The organism is Lentzea sokolovensis (assembly GCF_033949975.1).
GTDB lineage: Bacteria > Actinomycetota > Actinomycetes > Mycobacteriales > Pseudonocardiaceae > Lentzea > Lentzea sokolovensis.
The window spans coordinates 172,910-189,641 of sequence record NZ_JAXAVU010000008.1 but is presented as its reverse complement, the minus strand read 5'-3'; the positions used below and the strand labels follow the sequence as shown (position 1 = coordinate 189,641).

General features: G+C 69.1%; 20 protein-coding genes. 6 read left to right on the top strand and 14 right to left on the bottom strand.

Going from position 1 to position 16,732, the window contains the following annotated elements; genetic code table 11:
- Window positions 1-38: 38 nt before the first annotated feature.
- Window positions 39-464: a MarR family winged helix-turn-helix transcriptional regulator gene (locus tag SK854_RS15480; protein ID WP_396424978.1), complete on the bottom strand. Its 426-nt coding sequence runs from the start codon at window positions 462-464 to the stop codon at window positions 39-41.
- 40 nt (window positions 465-504) lie between these two features.
- Window positions 505-1,938 (bottom strand): NCS2 family permease, encoded by a 1,434-nt coding sequence (locus tag SK854_RS15475; RefSeq protein ID WP_319975791.1) that lies wholly within the window; start codon window positions 1,936-1,938, stop codon window positions 505-507.
- A 17-nt stretch (window positions 1,939-1,955) separates the two neighbouring features.
- On the opposite strand from SK854_RS15475, the gene SK854_RS15470 reads away from it, so the two are divergent.
- Window positions 1,956-2,219 carry a DUF2530 domain-containing protein gene (locus SK854_RS15470; RefSeq protein WP_319975790.1) on the top strand — a complete coding sequence of 88 codons (264 nt, stop codon included), beginning with the start codon at window positions 1,956-1,958 and terminating at the stop codon, window positions 2,217-2,219.
- Between the two features lie 226 nt (window positions 2,220-2,445).
- Here the strand turns inward: SK854_RS15470 and SK854_RS15465 are convergent, their stop codons facing one another.
- Entirely contained in the window at window positions 2,446-3,069 is a 624-nt protein-coding gene (locus SK854_RS15465; RefSeq protein WP_319975789.1) for a superoxide dismutase, read from the bottom strand.
- A 90-nt stretch (window positions 3,070-3,159) separates the two neighbouring features.
- On the opposite strand from SK854_RS15465, the gene SK854_RS15460 reads away from it, so the two are divergent.
- The 3 genes from SK854_RS15460 to SK854_RS15450 all read left to right on the top strand — a co-directional run bounded on the left by SK854_RS15460 (window position 3,160) and on the right by SK854_RS15450 (window position 6,258).
- Entirely contained in the window at window positions 3,160-4,803 is a 1,644-nt protein-coding gene (locus tag SK854_RS15460) for an ABC-F family ATP-binding cassette domain-containing protein (RefSeq protein WP_319975788.1), read from the top strand.
- A gap of 4 nt (window positions 4,804-4,807) precedes the next feature.
- Entirely contained in the window at window positions 4,808-5,218 is a 411-nt protein-coding gene (locus SK854_RS15455; protein ID WP_030467775.1) for a hypothetical protein, read from the top strand.
- Between the two features lie 65 nt (window positions 5,219-5,283).
- Window positions 5,284-6,258: a hypothetical protein gene (locus SK854_RS15450; RefSeq protein WP_319975787.1), complete on the top strand. Its 975-nt coding sequence runs from the start codon at window positions 5,284-5,286 to the stop codon at window positions 6,256-6,258.
- A 4-nt stretch (window positions 6,259-6,262) separates the two neighbouring features.
- On the opposite strand, the gene SK854_RS15445 is transcribed toward SK854_RS15450, so the two are convergent.
- A complete protein-coding gene (locus tag SK854_RS15445) occupies window positions 6,263-7,759 on the bottom strand; it encodes a glutamate--cysteine ligase (RefSeq protein WP_319975786.1) in 1,497 nt (498 codons plus the stop codon).
- 209 nt (window positions 7,760-7,968) lie between these two features.
- On the opposite strand from SK854_RS15445, the gene SK854_RS15440 reads away from it, so the two are divergent.
- A complete protein-coding gene (locus SK854_RS15440) occupies window positions 7,969-8,760 on the top strand; it encodes a TrmH family RNA methyltransferase (RefSeq protein WP_319975785.1) in 792 nt (263 codons plus the stop codon).
- Here the strand turns inward: SK854_RS15440 and SK854_RS15435 are convergent.
- The 3 genes from SK854_RS15435 to SK854_RS15425 form a co-directional block, all read right to left on the bottom strand.
- Complete coding sequence (locus SK854_RS15435; protein WP_319975784.1) at window positions 8,757-9,353, bottom strand: DUF2537 domain-containing protein; 597 nt, start codon at window positions 9,351-9,353, stop codon at window positions 8,757-8,759. The genes SK854_RS15440 and SK854_RS15435 overlap by 4 nt on opposite strands.
- 129 nt (window positions 9,354-9,482) lie before the next feature.
- Entirely contained in the window at window positions 9,483-11,324 is a 1,842-nt protein-coding gene (locus SK854_RS15430; RefSeq protein ID WP_319975783.1) for an ABC transporter ATP-binding protein, read from the bottom strand.
- The gene (locus SK854_RS15425; RefSeq protein WP_319975782.1) at window positions 11,321-13,093 is read right to left on the bottom strand and encodes an ABC transporter ATP-binding protein; all 1,773 of its coding nucleotides are present in this window, start codon (window positions 13,091-13,093) and stop codon (window positions 11,321-11,323) included. The genes SK854_RS15430 and SK854_RS15425 overlap by 4 nt, the downstream gene beginning before the upstream one ends.
- 124 nt (window positions 13,094-13,217) lie before the next feature.
- Here SK854_RS15425 and SK854_RS15420 point away from each other — a divergent pair, with 124 nt between their 5' ends.
- Window positions 13,218-13,442, top strand: coding sequence for a hypothetical protein (locus SK854_RS15420; protein WP_319975781.1), 225 nt, complete (start codon window positions 13,218-13,220; stop codon window positions 13,440-13,442).
- Here SK854_RS15420 and SK854_RS15415 read toward each other — a convergent pair.
- The 7 genes from SK854_RS15415 to SK854_RS15385 form a co-directional block, all read right to left on the bottom strand.
- A complete protein-coding gene (locus SK854_RS15415) occupies window positions 13,432-13,851 on the bottom strand; it encodes a hypothetical protein (protein ID WP_319975780.1) in 420 nt (139 codons plus the stop codon). The genes SK854_RS15420 and SK854_RS15415 overlap by 11 nt on opposite strands.
- Entirely contained in the window at window positions 13,817-14,242 is a 426-nt protein-coding gene (locus tag SK854_RS15410; RefSeq protein ID WP_319975779.1) for a hypothetical protein, read from the bottom strand. The genes SK854_RS15415 and SK854_RS15410 overlap by 35 nt, the downstream gene beginning before the upstream one ends.
- Before the next feature lie 44 nt (window positions 14,243-14,286).
- Complete coding sequence (locus SK854_RS15405) at window positions 14,287-14,487, bottom strand: hypothetical protein (protein WP_319975778.1); 201 nt, start codon at window positions 14,485-14,487, stop codon at window positions 14,287-14,289.
- Window positions 14,488-14,609: 122 nt separating this feature from the next.
- On the bottom strand, window positions 14,610-15,458 hold the full coding sequence (locus SK854_RS15400; protein ID WP_319975777.1) for a hypothetical protein: 849 nt from the start codon (window positions 15,456-15,458) through the stop codon (window positions 14,610-14,612).
- Window positions 15,459-15,501: 43 nt separating this feature from the next.
- Window positions 15,502-15,969 carry a hypothetical protein gene (locus tag SK854_RS15395; RefSeq protein WP_319975776.1) on the bottom strand — a complete coding sequence of 156 codons (468 nt, stop codon included), beginning with the start codon at window positions 15,967-15,969 and terminating at the stop codon, window positions 15,502-15,504.
- Window positions 15,915-16,319 carry a hypothetical protein gene (locus SK854_RS15390; protein WP_319975775.1) on the bottom strand — a complete coding sequence of 135 codons (405 nt, stop codon included), beginning with the start codon at window positions 16,317-16,319 and terminating at the stop codon, window positions 15,915-15,917. Before SK854_RS15390 ends, SK854_RS15395 begins: the two co-directional genes overlap by 55 nt.
- A gap of 42 nt (window positions 16,320-16,361) precedes the next feature.
- A complete protein-coding gene (locus SK854_RS15385) occupies window positions 16,362-16,727 on the bottom strand; it encodes a hypothetical protein (protein ID WP_319975774.1) in 366 nt (121 codons plus the stop codon).
- Window positions 16,728-16,732: the final 5 nt, after the last annotated feature.

Here is a 16,732-nt window from a genome sequence, read left to right as displayed (position 1 = left end):
AACTGTCTGCTCCACCACCCGCGTAACCCGACACGTTCTTACTGACCCGCCATCCTGTCGATGATTTCGGCGGCCCGTGTGAGCAGTTCCCGTTCCTCGGGGTCCAGCTCGGCCAGTCGCCTGTCCAGCCACGCTTCGCGGGCCGTGATCTCGTCTTCCAGGTACGACAAGCCTTCGCCCGTGAGCTCGACGATGGCTTGACGGCCGTCGGTGGGGTGCGGGCTGCGCGTCGCGAACCCGAACTCCTCCAGGGCGGCGATCACGCGCGTCATCGACGGCGGCTGCACGCCTTCCTTGGCCGCGAGCTCGCCAGGGGTCAGCGGGCCGCACTTGTGCAGTGTGGACAGCGCTGACACCTGGGTGAGCGACACCGACGAGTTGGTGCGCTGCGCTCGCAGGCGGCGGTTGAGACGAACGACGGCAAGCCTCAGCCTGCTCGCCAGTCCGTGCTGATCGATCGCCACGTAGTTAGCATACCTCACGAAATAGTTTCCTGCCGAAAGGTCAGCTCAGCAGGGCCTGGATCGGTCCCAGCGAGAAGTAGACGACGAAAGCGGCCGCCACGATCCACATCAGCGGGTGGATGTTCCTCGCCTTGCCGGTGAGGGCCTTGAGCAACACGTAGCTGACGAAGCCCGCGCCGATGCCGTTCGCGATCGAGTAGGTGAACGGCATGACGACGATCGTGAGGAACGCGGGCAGGGCGATGGTGAAGTCGCTGAAGTCGATCTCGCGGACCTGCATCATCATCAACGCGCCGACGATCACCAGCGCGGGCGCGGCCGCCTCGATCGGCACGACCTCGTAGAGCGGCGTGAAGAACATCGCGAGCAGGAACAGAACACCGGTCACGACGTTTGCGAGACCCGTCCGCGCGCCCTCCGCGATGCCGGACGCCGACTCGATGTAGACGGTGTTCGACGAGCTGGAGGCGGCGCCACCGGCCACGGCACCCAGGCCGTCGACGAACAGGGCCTTGCTGACGTTGGGCAGCTGGCCGTCCTCCTTGATCAGGTCGGCCTCCTTGCCCAGGCCGGTCATGGTGCCGACGGTGTCGAAGAAGTCGGTCAGCACCAGCGTGAAGACGATCAGCGCGGCGGCCAGCGCCGGAATCCGCGTCCACGCGCCGAACGACACCTCGCCGAGCAGCGACAGGTCCGGCAGGCCGAAGACCTGGTCGGGCAGCGCGGGGTAGCCGAGGTTCCAGCCCTTGGCGTTGACGCCCGCGGACGGCCCTGCCTTGACGATCGCCTCCAGGACGATCGCGAAGATCGCCGTAGCGACGATGCCGATGAGGATCGCGCCTTTGATCCGGCGCGCGAACAGCACACCCGTGAGCACGAGGCCGACCACGAACACCAGCGTCGGCCAGCTCGCGATCGACCCGTTGATGCCGAGTCCGACCGGGACGGTGGTGTTGGCCGCGTCCGGCAGCCGGCGGACGAAGCCCGCGTCCACGAGCCCGATGAAGGTGATGAACAGGCCAATGCCGACCGCGATCGCGGCCTTGAGCTCGTTCGGCACGGCGTTGAACACCGCGGTCCGCACACCTGTGACGACGAGCAGCAGCACCACGAGGCCGTTGACCAGGATGAGGCCCATCGCCTCGGGCCACGTGACCTTGGCGGCCACGCTCACCGCGACGAACGAGTTGATGCCCAGCCCCGTGGCGAGTGCGAACGGATAGTTCGCGATCAGTCCGAAGAGGATGGTCATCACGCCGGCGACCAACGCCGTCACGGCGGCCACCTGCCCGACCGGCAGGATGTTGCCGAGCACGTCGGGATGCGAACCGGGCCCGGTCGGCGCGAAGCTGCCGATGATCAGCGGGTTCAGCACGACGATGTAGGCCATCGTGAAGAAGGTCACGACACCGCCGCGCAGTTCACGCGCCACGGTCGACCCGCGCTCGGAAATCTTGAAGAACCCGTCCAGCATCTGCTCTCCTTACCGATGTGTCCGAACGCGAGCACGCCCCACACCCGCCCGCACTGCCCCATCGACTGGCCGACCCGGTGCCGGTGGTGCTGGGCGGTACCGCGCTGTGGTTCCTCGGATTCCTGGTCGTGCTGCTCGTCGACCGCTCGAACAGCACCCTGATCTGGACGACGTTGTCCGGCGGTCTGCTCGGGATCATCGGGTACGGAGTCTTCTACTGGCAACGCCGGGCGGCGAGGCGCGGGTCACGCGGGGCGCAGCAGGGCCTCGACGACGCCTAGTCCGTTAACTCGCTCGTCACGTCCGCACCCTTCCGGGTGTTTTCCCGGCATGCGTCCGGGACGCGGACTTCCCAACCAAGCGAAGTTAGGCTAACCTAAGTCTCGTCGCTTCGTGGTGGGAGCGTCAGTCAGTTCGGGAACGGACGAGGCCCCCTCTCTGGGCAGAGAGGGGGCCTCGTCGTGTTCAGCGGGCGGGAAGCTTGTCGGAGCACCCACCGCCGAAGACTCAGGACAGCTGCAGGCCGTTCTGGCCGGCGCGTGCCGCCTCGAACCGAGCGGACACGTCCTCCCAGTTGACGACGTTCCACAGCGCCGAGATGTAGTCGGTCTTCAGGTTGCGGTACTGCAGGTAGTACGCGTGCTCCCAGATGTCGAACGCGAGCAGCGGCGTGGTCGCGATCGACAGGTTCGAGTGGTGGTCCTTGAGCTGCAGCGTGACCAGCTTCTGGCCGATCGGCTCCCACGCGAGGATGCCCCAGCCGGAGCCCTGGATCGACGACGCGGCGGCGTTGAGCTGGCCGCGGAACTTGTCGAACGAGCCGAAGTGCTCGTCGATCGCGGCGGCGAGTTCTCCCACGGGCTTGTCGCCGCCGTTGGGAGAGAGGTTCTTCCACCACACCTGGTGCAGCGCGTGGCCCGCGAGGTGGAACGCCAGTGTGGTCTCCAGACCGACGATGCCCCCGAAGGCCTCCTTGTCGCGGGCTTCCTCGATCTGCTCCAGCGTGTCGTTCGCACCCTTCACGTAGGCGGCGTGGTGCTTGCCGTGGTGCAGCTCGTTGATCTCACCGATGATCGCCGGCTCGAGGTCGCCGTAGTCGTAGTCGAGATCCGGCAGCACGTACTGGGCCATGACGTCTCCCCATTTGCAAGCTTTTAGTAGTTGCAACTTACTAGCAATAAGGAGAGTTAACCAGTTGCACGCGGTCGTACCGTCGTAAGCGTGTCCGTGCTGACAGCCAGGAAAATTTCGCTGTCGTTCGGTCCGAGGACCGTGATCTCGGAGGTTGATTTCGATGTTTCGCCTGGTGACCGCGTCGGCCTGATCGCGCCCAACGGCGTCGGCAAGTCCACGCTGCTCCGCCTGCTCTCCGGTGAGCTGCCGCCGGAATCCGGATCTGTCTCCAGCACCGGGTCCGTCGCGCACCTGACGCAGGAGACCCTCCACGTGGCTGGAGAGTCGCTCCGGGACCACCTCGCGCGGCGCACCGGCGTCGCGCAGGCCGAGCAGTGGCTGCAACGGGAGGCCGAAGCCCTCGCGGACGGCGGCGGTGAGCGGTACTCCGACGCGTTCGACCACTGGACCGCCATCGGTGCCGGTGACTTCGACGAACGCGCGGACGCCGTCTGCGACCGTCTTGGCCTGCCCGCGAACCTGCTCGACGGCCGGGAACCCGACGAGCTGTCGGGTGGCCAGCAGGCGAGGCTCAGGCTCGCCGCGGTGCTCCTCACCCGTGCCGACGTGCTGCTGCTCGACGAGCCCACGAACGACCTCGACGCCGCCGGGCTCGACCTGCTGGAGTCCCACGTCCGGGCGTACCAGGGCGCGATCGTGCTGGTCAGTCACGACCGCGAGTTCCTGGCGCGCACCACGACCGCGATCGCCGAGCTCGACGAGTTCACCCACAAGATCACCGTGTTCGGTGGCGGGTGGGACGCCTACGTCGAGGAGAAGGCGAACGCGGGCCGTCGCGCCCAGGAGGAGTACGAGGCGTACTCGGCCAAGCGCGACTCGCTGGTGCAGCGCAGCAGGCAGGTGAAGGAGTGGTCGCGCAAGGGCGTGCGCCGGGCGACGAGCGCCAAGACGCTCAACGACGAACCGGACCGCAACGTCAGGGCGGGGCTCAAGCGCGGTGCGGAGAGCCTGACCGCGAAAGCGTCCGTTGTGGAGCGTCAGCTCGATCGGATGGAGGAGGTCGAGGAACCGCGCGAGGCCTGGGAACTGCGGCTCACCCTGCCGTCGGCCGGGCGCGGCAGCTCGGTCGCGTTCACCTTGCGGCACGCGGTGGTCAGCCGCGGCGACGTGACGCTCGGGCCGATCGACCTCACGATCGGCGCGGGTGAGCGGTGGCGCATCACCGGTCCCAACGGCTCCGGCAAGTCGACGTTGCTGGGCGCGCTGCTCGGCCGCGTCCCGCTGTCCGAAGGCGATCGCTCGATCGGGCCCGGTGTCGTCGTGGGCGAGGTCGACCAGCTCCGGGCGGAGTTCGCGAGCGACGAGAGCGCGTTGCGGATCGTGGCCGGCGCGACGGGACTGCAGGACGTCGAGGTGCGCACGCTGCTGGCGAAGTTCAGACTCGGCGCGGACGCCGTGCTGCGGCCGGCGCGGGACCTCTCACCGGGTGAACGCACCCGCGCGGGATTGGCCTTGTTGCAAGCTCGTGGCACCACATGTTTGGTGCTCGACGAACCGACGAACCACCTCGACCTGCCGGCCATCGAACAGCTGGAACAGGCACTCGAAAACTACGAAGGCACGTTGTTGCTGGTCACGCACGATCGGCGGCTCGCATCGGCCGTGCGGGTGGATCACGAGATCAACGTCCGCGACCTTCTCACGTTTCCTCGTGTGAAGGGTGGAAGATAGGAGCATGACCACCGAGGAGGACTGGCCGGTCGAACAGACCTGGTCGATGCGCAACACCCACTGGCACGCCTATGTGGAGCACACTTCTCTCGATCACGCCTCTCCTCGGCAGGTTCGGCTGGAACGCACCCCTGAGGAAGTGCTGACGTCGCCTGCGGAGGTGGCCGCGTGGCTGGAGGTCAACCTCCGCAGCGCCACCAGGCCCGAGGAGACCGGCAAGAAGCGGGTGAAGGACGAGCGCGACTTCACCGACTCGAACCGCGTGCACGCCTCGCTGGCGTCGCGTGGTGAGTCGATCTACACGGGCGTGAAGGGCGAGCTGACGCTGGCGGTCGAGGCCGTGACGCCGGACGAGTGCCGGATCTCCCACGACGGCGCGGACGTCGCGCCCCTGAAGGCGGGGCGCCGCCGCTGAGCCGCTGAGGCTGGACGCCGCCGCTAGATTCGATTCCCTGGGGGAGTTTCACGCCGGGGGATGCGATGAGGCGAGTTCTGGCTGTGCTGGGGGCACTGGTCCTGGTGATCGTCGGTGCCGTGGTGTGGCAGCGGTCCGGCGAGCCGCCGTCCAGGTACGTGGTGCTGCAACACGCGGACGCGTCGGAGCTCTGGCGTTCCGGCGACCCCGAGACACCGCTGGTCAGGCAGGTTGCGAGGGAACTCGCCACGCGCGGGTCGCTGTCCCTGGACAAGCTCCGCCGGGACGGCGCCGTCGTGGTGACGACGATCGACGCGAAAGCGCAGTCCGGTGCCGCGGCCGCGATCCGGGAGAAGGCGTCCGGCCGTTCGGGACTGGTGGCCGTCGACCCCGCCAGAGGAGCCGTGCGGGCCTACGCGCCGGGGGAGGACCCTGCCGTCGATCGCGCGGGCGGTGTGGTGAAGCAGCCCGGTCCGGTGTTCTTCCCGTTCAGCGCCGCCGCGGCGGCGCAGGAGGGCAAGGCGCTGGACCAGGGCGACGCGGAACGGGCGGTCAGGGTCGCGCAACGGGCCGGTGTGCCGGAGTACGCCGACATCGAGGGCACGCGGACGAAGCTGCTCGACGGACCCGACGGCGGACTGCGGCCGCTCGACCTCGCGTCCGGGTACGCGACGTTCGCCGCGGAAGGTGTGCACCGCGACGCCCACTTCGTCACGCACGTGACAGACGTGCACGGCGCGACGCTGTATCAGGCGCTGGACACGCCGCAGCCCGCGTTCGACCGGGATCCGGTGCGCAGCAAGGAGATCGCGAACCAGGTCAACGAAGTGCTGAGAAACGACCCTGCCTGCGGCAACGACCTCTGGACGGCCTGCCGCGAAGGAGTGTGGCCGACCGGGATGCGGCACGCGTGGTTCGCCGGAGCCACCCCGGAGCTGTCGGTGGCGGTGTTCGTCGGCGGGGACGAGGCCGGCGGCGCCGTTGACGCCGGCCTGCCCAAAGCCGTGTGGGAGACGTTCCTGCAGAAGCTGCGGCCCTGACCGGTCAGCCCACGTGCCACGTGTGCACGGGCTCGCCCGCGTGCATCAGCTCCATGTACCGCTTGAGCATGCCGGACAGCGCCGCATCCCGGGAGAGGCCACGTTCTTCCAGCAGCGCAACGGTTTCCCGCTGCCACGACGATCCCGTGCGCCGTGCGAGGCAGCGCTGCTCGATCACGCCGAGGTAGCGCTCGCGGGCCTCGTCGGAGACGCCGCAGTCGCGCAGGCCGTCGTGCGCCATCGGCAGAAGCCTGCGCAGCACCAGTTCGTCCGGCGGGATCCAGCCGATGCCCGGCCAGTACAGCTGGGCGTTCATGCCGTGCCGGGCCCCGGTGTAGAGGTTCTCCTCGGCCGCCTGGAACGACATCTGCGTCCACAGTGGACGTTCCTGTGAGGTGAGCGCGCGCTGGGCGCCGTAGAAGAAGGCGGCGTTGGCCATCGTGTCGAGCACCGTGGGGCCCGCGGGCAGGACCCGGTTCTCGACGCGCAGGTGCGGCACGCCGTCGACGACGTCGTAGACCGGGCGGTTCCAGCGCCAGATCGTGCCGTTGTGCAGGCGCAGTTCGGAAAGACGAGGCGCGCCACCGGCTTCCAGGACCTCCAACGGGTCCTCGTCGTCGGTTTCGGGCAGCAGGCTGGGGAAGTAGCGCACGTTCTCCTCGAACAGGTCGAAGATCGACGTGATCCACCGTTCACCGAACCACACGCGCGGACGGACGCCCTGGTTCTTCAGCTCGTCCGGACGGGTGTCGGTGGCCTGCTCGAACAACGGGATCCGGGTCTCGTGCCAGAGCGCTTTGCCCAGCAGGAAAGCCGAATTCGCGGCGATGGCGACTTGCACACCCGCCAGGCACTGCGCGGCGTTCCAGTGCGCGGCGAAGTGCGTCGGCTCGACCTGCAGGTGCAGCTGCACGGACGTGCACGCGGCCTCGGGCAGGATCGACTCCGCGTAGGTGTCCAGCTTCTCCGGGCTCTTGCCCGGCATCGCCGGGCCTTCCATGCGCAGCACCATCTCCTCGCCGCGGGCCTTGAAGATGGTGTCGTTGAGGAGTGCGTACCTCGGCGCCTCGGAGAGCCACTTGCGGTCGAAGTGCCTCTCCCGCAACGTGGGCAGCACGCCGATCATGGCGAGGTTGGCGCCCGCGTCGTTGGCCTTCGAGTCCGCGTTGTCGAGCGACGTGCGCAGTTCCTCTTCCAGGCCAAGCATCTCACCCCCGGCCAGCTCGCGCGGGGGCACGTTGATCTCCAGGTTCTGCTGCCCCAGCTCCAGCGTGTACGAGGGATCGTCGATCTTCTCGAGCACCTCCGAGTTCGCCATCGCCGGCCGCATCGCGTCGTCGACGAGGTTCAGCTCGATCTCGAGCCCCATCTGCCGACGGGGAAAGGAGAACGTGTCTTCGGCCAGCATCGTGGCCAATGCGTCGAGACTTCGCTGCATCTTCTCGCGATAGCGCTGGCGATCGTCTCTGGTGAAAGTGCGGCTGGACACTTCACTTCCCATGCCGCTACCCCTTCGCTCGGCGCCGGTGGGCGCGGGCCAGGCGGAACGCCAAAAGTCGCACAGCGCAATCCCCCTTTACATCGCCCAAAACGGTGCTCTCTGTCACATGGAGGTAACAACCAGCGATCATCCCCTGGTCGGACGTGTGCGGTTCCGCCCTCCGGACTACCTCGCCTGTTCCACACCGGACCGGATGCGAAACTTCCGGCGTGGCGAAGGTGATCGAGATCAACGACCCGGCGGACCCTCGGCTGGACGACTTCCGGGACCTGTCGACGGCCGACCGCAGGCCGGATCGGCCGGGCGGGCGGGGTCTCGTCATCGCCGAGGGCGTCGTGGTGGTGGAACGTCTGCTGGCGTCGCCGTACCCGGTGCGCGGGCTGCTCGGGGTGCGGCGGCGGATCGAGGCGCTGGACCTTTCTGACCTGGACGTTCCCGCCTACGTGACGTCAGCAGAGGTTATGGCGTCGGCCGTTGGTTTCCACTTGAACCGGGGTGTACTGGCGGCGGCGGACCGCGCTCCCGCGGTGTCGTTCGAGGAGCTCGCCGAGACGTCCCAGCGCCTCGCCGTGCTTGAAGGCGTGGGCGATCACGAGAACCTGGGTTCGATCTTCCGCAACGCCGCCGCGCTGGGCGTCGACGGCGTCGTGCTGGGGCCGGGGTGCAGCGATCCGCTGTATCGACGCAGTGTGCGGGTGTCGATGGGTCACGTCCTGCGCGTGCCGTTCGCTACCACAGATGAGTGGCCCGCGGCGCTGAACCTGTTGCGGCAAAAGGGTTATACCGTTGCCGCTCTGACGCCGCGCCCATCCGCCCTGCATCTTGCAGATGCGGGGTTGCGCGGCCGTCGGGTGGCGGTGCTGCTGGGTTCGGAGGGGCCCGGCCTCACCGACGAGGCGATCGACGCCGCGGATCTGGCCGTGCGCATCCCGATGTCGTCGGGCGTGGACTCGCTGAACGTGGCCACCGCGGGCGCGGTGGCGTTCTACGCCCTGCTTTAGAGCAACGTCAGGATCAGGGCCAGCCAGGCGACGAGCACCCCGGTCACGACGCCGTACGCGACCCAGCGCCACACCGGCACACTGCGCCCGAGCCAGACCGACGGCGCCAGCCCGCCGACCACCAGCACGTTCGCGACGAGCGCGAGCCACCGGCTGGTCTCGCCCAGCCCGAGCGACAGCGACACGACGGTCACCGTGACGATCGCGGCCGTGATGACGCTGACCGTGAGCCCGGTGCCCCACGGCGTCGGCTCCGGCTCGTCCTCGACCACCGTCTGCACGGCGACCGCGGCCGCCTCAGGGGCGTCGACGCTGACCAGTTCGCCGCTGACGGGGTCGGTGTAGCTGACGGGGGAGTTCATGACCGACGCGATCCTGCCCGCGAGCTGCTTGCCCCTGCGCGCGACCAGCGCACTGGCCACGCCGTCGGCGGGCGTCTCGGAGCGCACCACCGCGTCGGCGACCTTCGCCCACTCGTGCAGCGCCTCCGCGAGATCGGCGCCGAGGGGCAGGCTGTGCGGGTCGACCTCGCGCTCACCGGAGTCGTCTTCCCCGGCCAGCACGGCGCGGCCGTCCCGGACTCGCAACTCCACTGCGTCCTCCTCGGTCTGGACCTTCGGCCAGAAACCTATCGGACGCGATGACTAGGGAGAACGACCGAGCTGGAGTCGTGAGGTCGCGTTCGCGCCAGATCCCCATTGGCGCGAACGCGACCTGCAGGCCTACGCGAGCGAGTCGCGCCAGGCCGTGTGCAGGGCCGCGAACCGGCCCCGCTCACCGATCAGCTCCGCGGGGGAGCCGTCTTCCACCACAATGCCACCATCCAGCACCAGAACGCGGTCCGCGATCAGGACCGTCGACAGGCGATGGGCGATGATGAACGCCGTCCGGTCGGCCAGCACTGTCTCCAGCGCGGCCTGCACGGCGCGTTCGGTGGGCACGTCCAGGGATGATGTTGCCTCATCCAGGACCAGCACCGCCGGGTCGGCCAGGAAAGCACGCGCGAAAGCGACCATTTGGCGCTGTCCCGCGGACAACCGGCCGCCCCGTTTGCGGACGTCCGTGTCGTAGCCGTCCGGCAGAGCCGCGATGAACTCGTGCGCTCCCAGCTCGGCCGCGGCGGCCTCGATCTCCGCCCGCGACGCCGACGGACGGCCCAGCGCGATGTTGTCCGCCACCGAGCCCGAGAACAGGAAGTTCTCCTGCGTCACCATCACCACGGCCTTGCGCAGATCCGTGTCCGCGATCGACCGCAGGTCGGTGTCGTCGAGCCGTACCGAGCCCGACGACGGGTCGTAGAAACGGCCCACGAGCTTCGCCACCGTCGTCTTGCCGGCGCCGGTCGCGCCCACCAGGGCCACGGTCTGGCCGGCCGGCACGTCCAGCGTGAAGCGCGGCAGCACCAGCCGGGACGCGCCGGGGTACTGGAACTCCACGTCGGCGAACCGGACGGCGCCCCGTGCGTGCTGGATGGCCACCGGCGACTTGGGTTCCGGCACAGACGGCTTCTCCTCCAGGACGCCGGAGATCTTCTCCAGCGCGGCGGTGGCGGAGGAGTACGAGTTCGCGAACATCGCCAGCTCGTCGAACGGGTCGTAGAAGCGGCGCAGGTACAGCATGAACGCCGCCAGCACGCCCAGTTCGACGGCGCCGTCCGCCACCCGGTAGGCGCCCCAGGCGAGGACCACGGCCAGCGACACGTTGCCGATGGTGCGGATCGTCGCGATGAACGTGGCCATCACGCCCAGGGCATCGGTGTTCGCGTCGCGGAACTGGTCGTTGAAGCCGGACATGATCTTCTCGTTGCGGGGCTGGCGGCGGAACGCCTGCACCGCGCGGATGCCGTTCATGGACTCCACGAACTGCACGATGATCTTGGCGATCGCGCCGCGCGTGCCCCGGTACGCCTCCATCGAACGGCGGCGGAACCACCGCCACAGGAAGAACAGCGGCACGAAGCCCGCGATCACGACCGACGCCAGCGGGGCGTCGAGCCAGATCAGGATCACCGCGATGCCCACCACCGACAGCGCGGCGTTGAACAGGCTGTCCAGGCCCTCCTCCAGCAGGTCCTGCAACGCGTCGACGTCGCTGGTCAGCCGGGAGATGACCTTGCCGGACGTGTACGACTCGTGAAAGCCGACCGACAGGCCCTGCGAGTGCCGGAAGATCCGGCCGCGCAGGTCCAGCAGCAGGTCCTGGCCGACGCGGCCGGAGATCCGCAGGAACGCCCAGCGCAGGAACGTCATCAGCAGCGCGCAGACCGCGTAGCCGGCGACGCACCAGATCAGGATCGCCGGGCTGCCGCCGACCGCGTCCGGGATGCCCTTGTCGATCGCGGCGGCGATCAGCAGCGGGCCCGCGAGGGCCGCCAGGTTGCCGGTGACGACCGCCGCGATCGCCAGCGACGTGCGGGCGACGTGCGGGCGCAGCAACGAACCCAGCAGCCTGCGGGACCGTGCCTGCAGGCGCAGGCCCGTCGAGTACGAGATCTCCTCGATCTCCTCGGAGGCGACGCCGCGCCACTCTTCTTCAGCCGCAACGGGTGCGACAACTTCACTCACGACGCCACCTCCTCTTCGACCAGGTCCTCGTCCATGCTGGACAGAAGCCGACGGTATTCCTCGTTGGTGTCCAGCAGTTCCCGGTGCGAGCCGATCGCGGCGATCTTGCCGTTCACCAGGAGCGCCACGCGGTCGGCGAGCTGCACGGTCGACGACCGGTGCGCGACGACCAGAGCCGTGGTGTCGCGCAACACCCTGCGCAGGGCGCCCTCCACCTCGGCCTCGGTGTGGACGTCCAGGGCCGACAGCGGGTCGTCCAGCACCAGCACCGCCGGCCTGCCGACGACCGCGCGCGCCAGCGCCAGCCGTTGCCGCTGACCACCGGACAGCGACAGGCCCTGCTCGCCGATCCGGGTCGCGAGACCCCACGGCAGCGCGTCCACGAACTCCTCCGCCTTGGCCACCCGCAACGCCTCGCGCACCTGGGTCTCGGTGACGTTCGGCAGGCCCAGCCCCACGTTCTCGGTGACCGACGCGGAGAACAGCACCGGTTCCTCGAACGCGGTGCCCACGACGGTCCGCAGGTCCTCCAGCGAGAGGTCCCGCACGTCGGCGCCGTCGATCGTGATCCGGCCACCGGTGACGTCCGCGAGCCGCGGCACCAGCGCGGTCAGCGTCGTCTTGCCCGACCCCGTCGCGCCGACCAGCGCCAGCGTCTCGCCGGGACGCAGGTCGAGGTCGATGCCCGACAACACCTCACGGCCGTCGTCGAACGCGAACCGCACGCCCTCGAAACGAACGTGCCCGCGCAACGGCGTGGGCAGCGGCGCGGGCGAGGCGGGGCTGGTGATCGTGACGGGGGAGTCGATGACCTCCCAGTAGCGTTCCAGCGCCGAGGCGGCCTGGTTCGTCTCCGCCAGCAGCCAGCCGATGGAGTCGATGGGCCAGCGCAGGTAAGCGCTCACCGCGACCGCCGCGACCAGCGTGCCGACCGTCATCCAGCCGTTCACGATGCCGACCGCGCCGACGCCGAGCATGCCCGCGATCGACAGCTCCGGCAGCACGATCAGCACCGACCACAGCGCGGCCAGGATCGAGATCTTGTTCAGCTCGGTCGTCCGCAGTTCCCGCGCCTGCGCCAGGAACCGCTTCGAGAGCTCCGGCCCGCGTCCGAACGCCTTGAGCACCCGGATGCCGAGCACCGACTCCTCGACCGTCGTGGTCAGGTCGCCCGCCTGGTCCTGCGCCCGCCGCGCGACGACCTTGAACTTCGACTCGAAGAAGTACGAGATGATGATCAACGGCAGCGAGCCGCACAGCGACACGACCAGCAGCCACGGTGACAGCGCCGCGATGATGCCCAGCCCGATCAGCACGACCGCGCTGTTCACGATCAGGAAGACGATCGCGAACGCGACGAACCGCCGCACGGTCGTGAGGTCGTTCGTCGCGCGCGACAGCAGCTGACCGGACTGCCACCGGTCGTGGAACGCCACCGGGAGCCGCTGAAGGTGCTGGTACAGGTCGAAACGCATGCGCGCCTCGACCTCGGCCGCGGGCCGGGCGACGATCTTGCGCCGGATGTAGAACAGCGCCGCCTCGCCGAGCCCGAGCACCAGCACGCCCAGGATCAGCCACGGCAGCGGACCGGTCTGCTTGTTCTGAATCGGACCATCGACGATGCGCTGCGTCAGCAGCGGGATGCCAAGACCACACAGCATCGCGAGCATCGTCGCCGACAGCACGACAATCATCCGTGCGCGGTGCGGCCGCACGTACGGCCACAACCTCCGCAAGGTCCTGATCGTCGAGTTTCGTTGATCGCTCACGCGATGAGCCCCCTCCAGGTCATCTCCAAAGTACGAAGTCAGACCCGTCTTCAGCATCCGGTTTTTCTCCCCACCGGAGGGTGCAGGCTCGACTTAGGTCGAGGTCAAGGGCACGATGACCACCATGACGCGGTTTCTGCGAACCGAGCAGACGATGGCGTTTCCACACGGACGGCTCATCGCCTCACGCGACGGAGTGAACTACGTCCTGGCCCCGGACGGCTGGGACCACCTGGCCGGTCCACGCCCGAGACACGCGATGCTCGTCTCCCGCGAAGAGGCCGAGGACTGGTGCGAACGCGAGGGCTGGGACCTGAACCTGCTGGATCAGGTACCGGTCACTTCCTGAAGGTGAACAGGCCGACCAGCCCGTAGGCGACGGCCGCGAGCAACGCCTCGGCGTGGTGCCGGTTGGCGAACCACCCGATGACGGGTTCGTGCACCTTGAAGTAGAGCCCGACGCCCAGCACGATCGGCCCGAGCAGGATGATCGGCCACACCGGCCGCACCCCGAAGACCCGCAGGATCGGCCCGGCCAGCACCAGCGACGACACGAGCGCGAGCGGCAATCCGATCAGCACGAGCAGCAGGAACGCCGACATCGACGTGTTGTCGAGCCACGACTTCAGGAAGCCCGACTCGTACGCCCACGTCCACCCGAGCACCAGCCCGGCGCCGACGGCCATCGACAGGACGACCCGGAACAACAGCCGGCGTCCTGTCCTACCCGTCTTGCCCGCGGTGCTCTGCTCCGTCACGCCGTCCACCGTAACCAGCGGTCACCGCGGCGGCCAGGGCGTACCCGACTCCGGCCGAGATCGTGACCACCAGGACACCGACGATCTCCGGCGGCCGGGCGCGCATCCCCACGATGGTCAGCGCACCGGCCAGTGCCAGCACGAACGAGCCGACCGGTCCCAGGACGGCGGTCGGCCAGACGGGCCTGGGCCGGGCGAGCCTGAGCAGGGCCCACGCCACGACCGCCCACACGACCGCCGATATCGGCGCCACCCAGAGGTAAACAAGTCCTGCGCACCCCAACGCGTCAGGACTGAGACCGTCGCACAGCGCGCGACCGATCGGCACGAACGACATCCACCACGCCGCCGCGCACACCGCCCCCGCCACCGCCGCCGTGACCACCCTCATGGCTGGAGCATGACGATCCGCAGGACGCACTGCCATGCGCAGAACTACGCAACGGGCGTCTCGTCCTGCTCGTGGTGCTCCGCTCTGTCACGCCGACCGCCGTGAGCATCAGGCATGAAGCTGGCCAGGGCGTAGCCGGCGGCCGCGGAGACCGTGACCAGTCCGAGCGACCCGCCCACTGACACGGCGATCTTCGCGTGGCCGAGCACAACAGTGCCGGCGTACAGCACCGGCAGCGCGAACACCGTCCCCAGCAGCGAGATGAGCCAGCCCGAGACCGCACCCGTGAGCCGCAGAAGTCCCCGCCCCGCACAGCGCCCCCACCATCGCGGCGACCAGCATCGCCGAAAGCCCCCTCATGGGCAGATCATGACGATCGGGCGGCCGCCTCACCAGGGGTTGAGCGGCCGGCGACCGCACCTGCCAGCCGAACGTCGTCGCGAGCGCGAGACGTCGTCACCACCGCTCCCAGGGCGTAGGCGGAGGCGGCCAGCAGCACCGTGACCACCCGCAGCACGTCGACCTCGAGCGAGAACATGCCGAGGACGCCGCCGCAGACGCCGAGCACGGCCCACAGCACGAAGCCCGCCCACGCGGCGGCCCCTCCGCGTCCGGCGCCGGCCAGTGCGAGCCCGGCCGCGGTCAGGCCGCTGCCGACGAGCATCCAGATCGGCAAGGTCGAGAACTCGAAGTTCGTCCCGTAGAAGGCGGAACGGCGCTCGGAGAACATGCCCTGGAGGCAGAACCCGGCGACCGCGCCGGACACCGCCCCCACCGTGCCACGCCTGAGCGGAGTCACGCTGACCGTCCTGGACAGGCGCACGACGCTGCTGCTCAGCGAGGCGATCGTGTAGGCGACGCAGGGCACGAGCACCGCCGCGTACGCCAGGAACCGGAGGTCGTCTTCCCTGGACAGGTGGAAGTAGGAGGCCTCGACGTAGAGGGCCGACAGGCCCAGCGCCACCCACAGCCCGCTACCGATCGCGGCCGTCCGCCAGCCGCGTTCCTGGCACCCCAACCGGAAACCGGACGTGATCAGCACAGCCGCCACGAACATCCATGACAGGAAGAACGACGGAAGCAGCAGCGCGCCCGCAGCACCGCACGCCGTGCGGCCCGGTTCGTCGCAGTACCAGACGAACGCGTACACGGTCAGCAGAAGACCGGCGCCGGCCATCGCCCCGGCCACCGCCCCGATGACAGCGCGCAGCAACATGCGCCTACAGGTACCTGATCAAGTCGCCTGAGCGGGCGGGTCTTCACGAACCCTCCACAGCACCTTCACCGGTGAGCCGGCCATGCCCGGCAGCACGACTCCGCCCGGTCAGTGCGGCCGCCAGCGCGAAAGCCACGACCGGCACGGCGGACACGACGAGTTGCATGTTCGCGATGTCGACCACGGCGCCCGCCACCCACACGACCGGCCAGAAGGCGCACCCGAGCCCGGACGCGGACCAAGCGCGAGGAAGTGCGAACAACTCGAGCACCCCCGCCAGGACCAGCCCCGCCACGACGGCCCAGCACACGGGCAGGAAGAGCATCGCGACGTTGAACCACTTGTCGCAGATCCGGCCGCCCAGTTCCGGGCACCCCTCCGGGATCGCCCAAGACCAGCCCAGGTACCCCGCGGCTCCGGCGACCGCGCCGGCGAAGGCACCGATCAGCGCCCGCGTCAGCACCGCCGCGCCCGCCCCACCGCCAGCACGGCCGCCGTGTAGGCGACGCACGCCGTGACCACCGCCGCCGTCATGATGACGGGACCGCGTTCCGCTTGGTAGAGGTCGGAGTGTTCGTAGATCACGTAGAGGGTGGCCGCGACCAGCACGACCCACAGCACGGCGGCGGCCCCCGCCGCCCACCACCCGCGTCGCTGCCGCAGGAGGCGGAACCCGGCCACGACGAGCATCCCGGCCGCAGCCATCCAGAACAGCAACTGGAGCGGGACCACCAGGGGCTCACCGCACAGGGTGCGGCCCGGCCCACCGTTGCAGTACCGGTTCGTCAGGGTCATGGTCGACAGGAACCCGAAGCCCGCCACCGCTCCGATGACGGCCCCGAGGACAGTGCGCGACAACATGCGCCAAGAGCTACCTGATCAAGGCCGGTCGAGGCCCGATCTTCACGAACCCTCCACAGCACCTTCACCGCGCGGAGCCGTGAGCACGGCGATCAACGCGTACAGCGCGGCGAACACCGCGAAGGCCAGAAAAGTCATTCCCAGCAACAGGATCATCGCGACCACCGCCATGAGGGTCGCGGGCACGGCCACCAGCCATGCCCGCGACACGCTCAACGAACGCAGTGCGATCCCACCTGCGACCGCCCCGGCCACCGCGAACACCGGAGTGGCGATCACGAAGGCGCCGAGACAGCCCCAGTCGTCCTTCGAGCAGACCGCGCCCGAAGCGAGGAGCTCGAACATTCCCCACCAGGCCAGCCCGAGGAGTGCACCCACTCCGGCAGCCAGCGCGACACGACGTCCCACGGTGT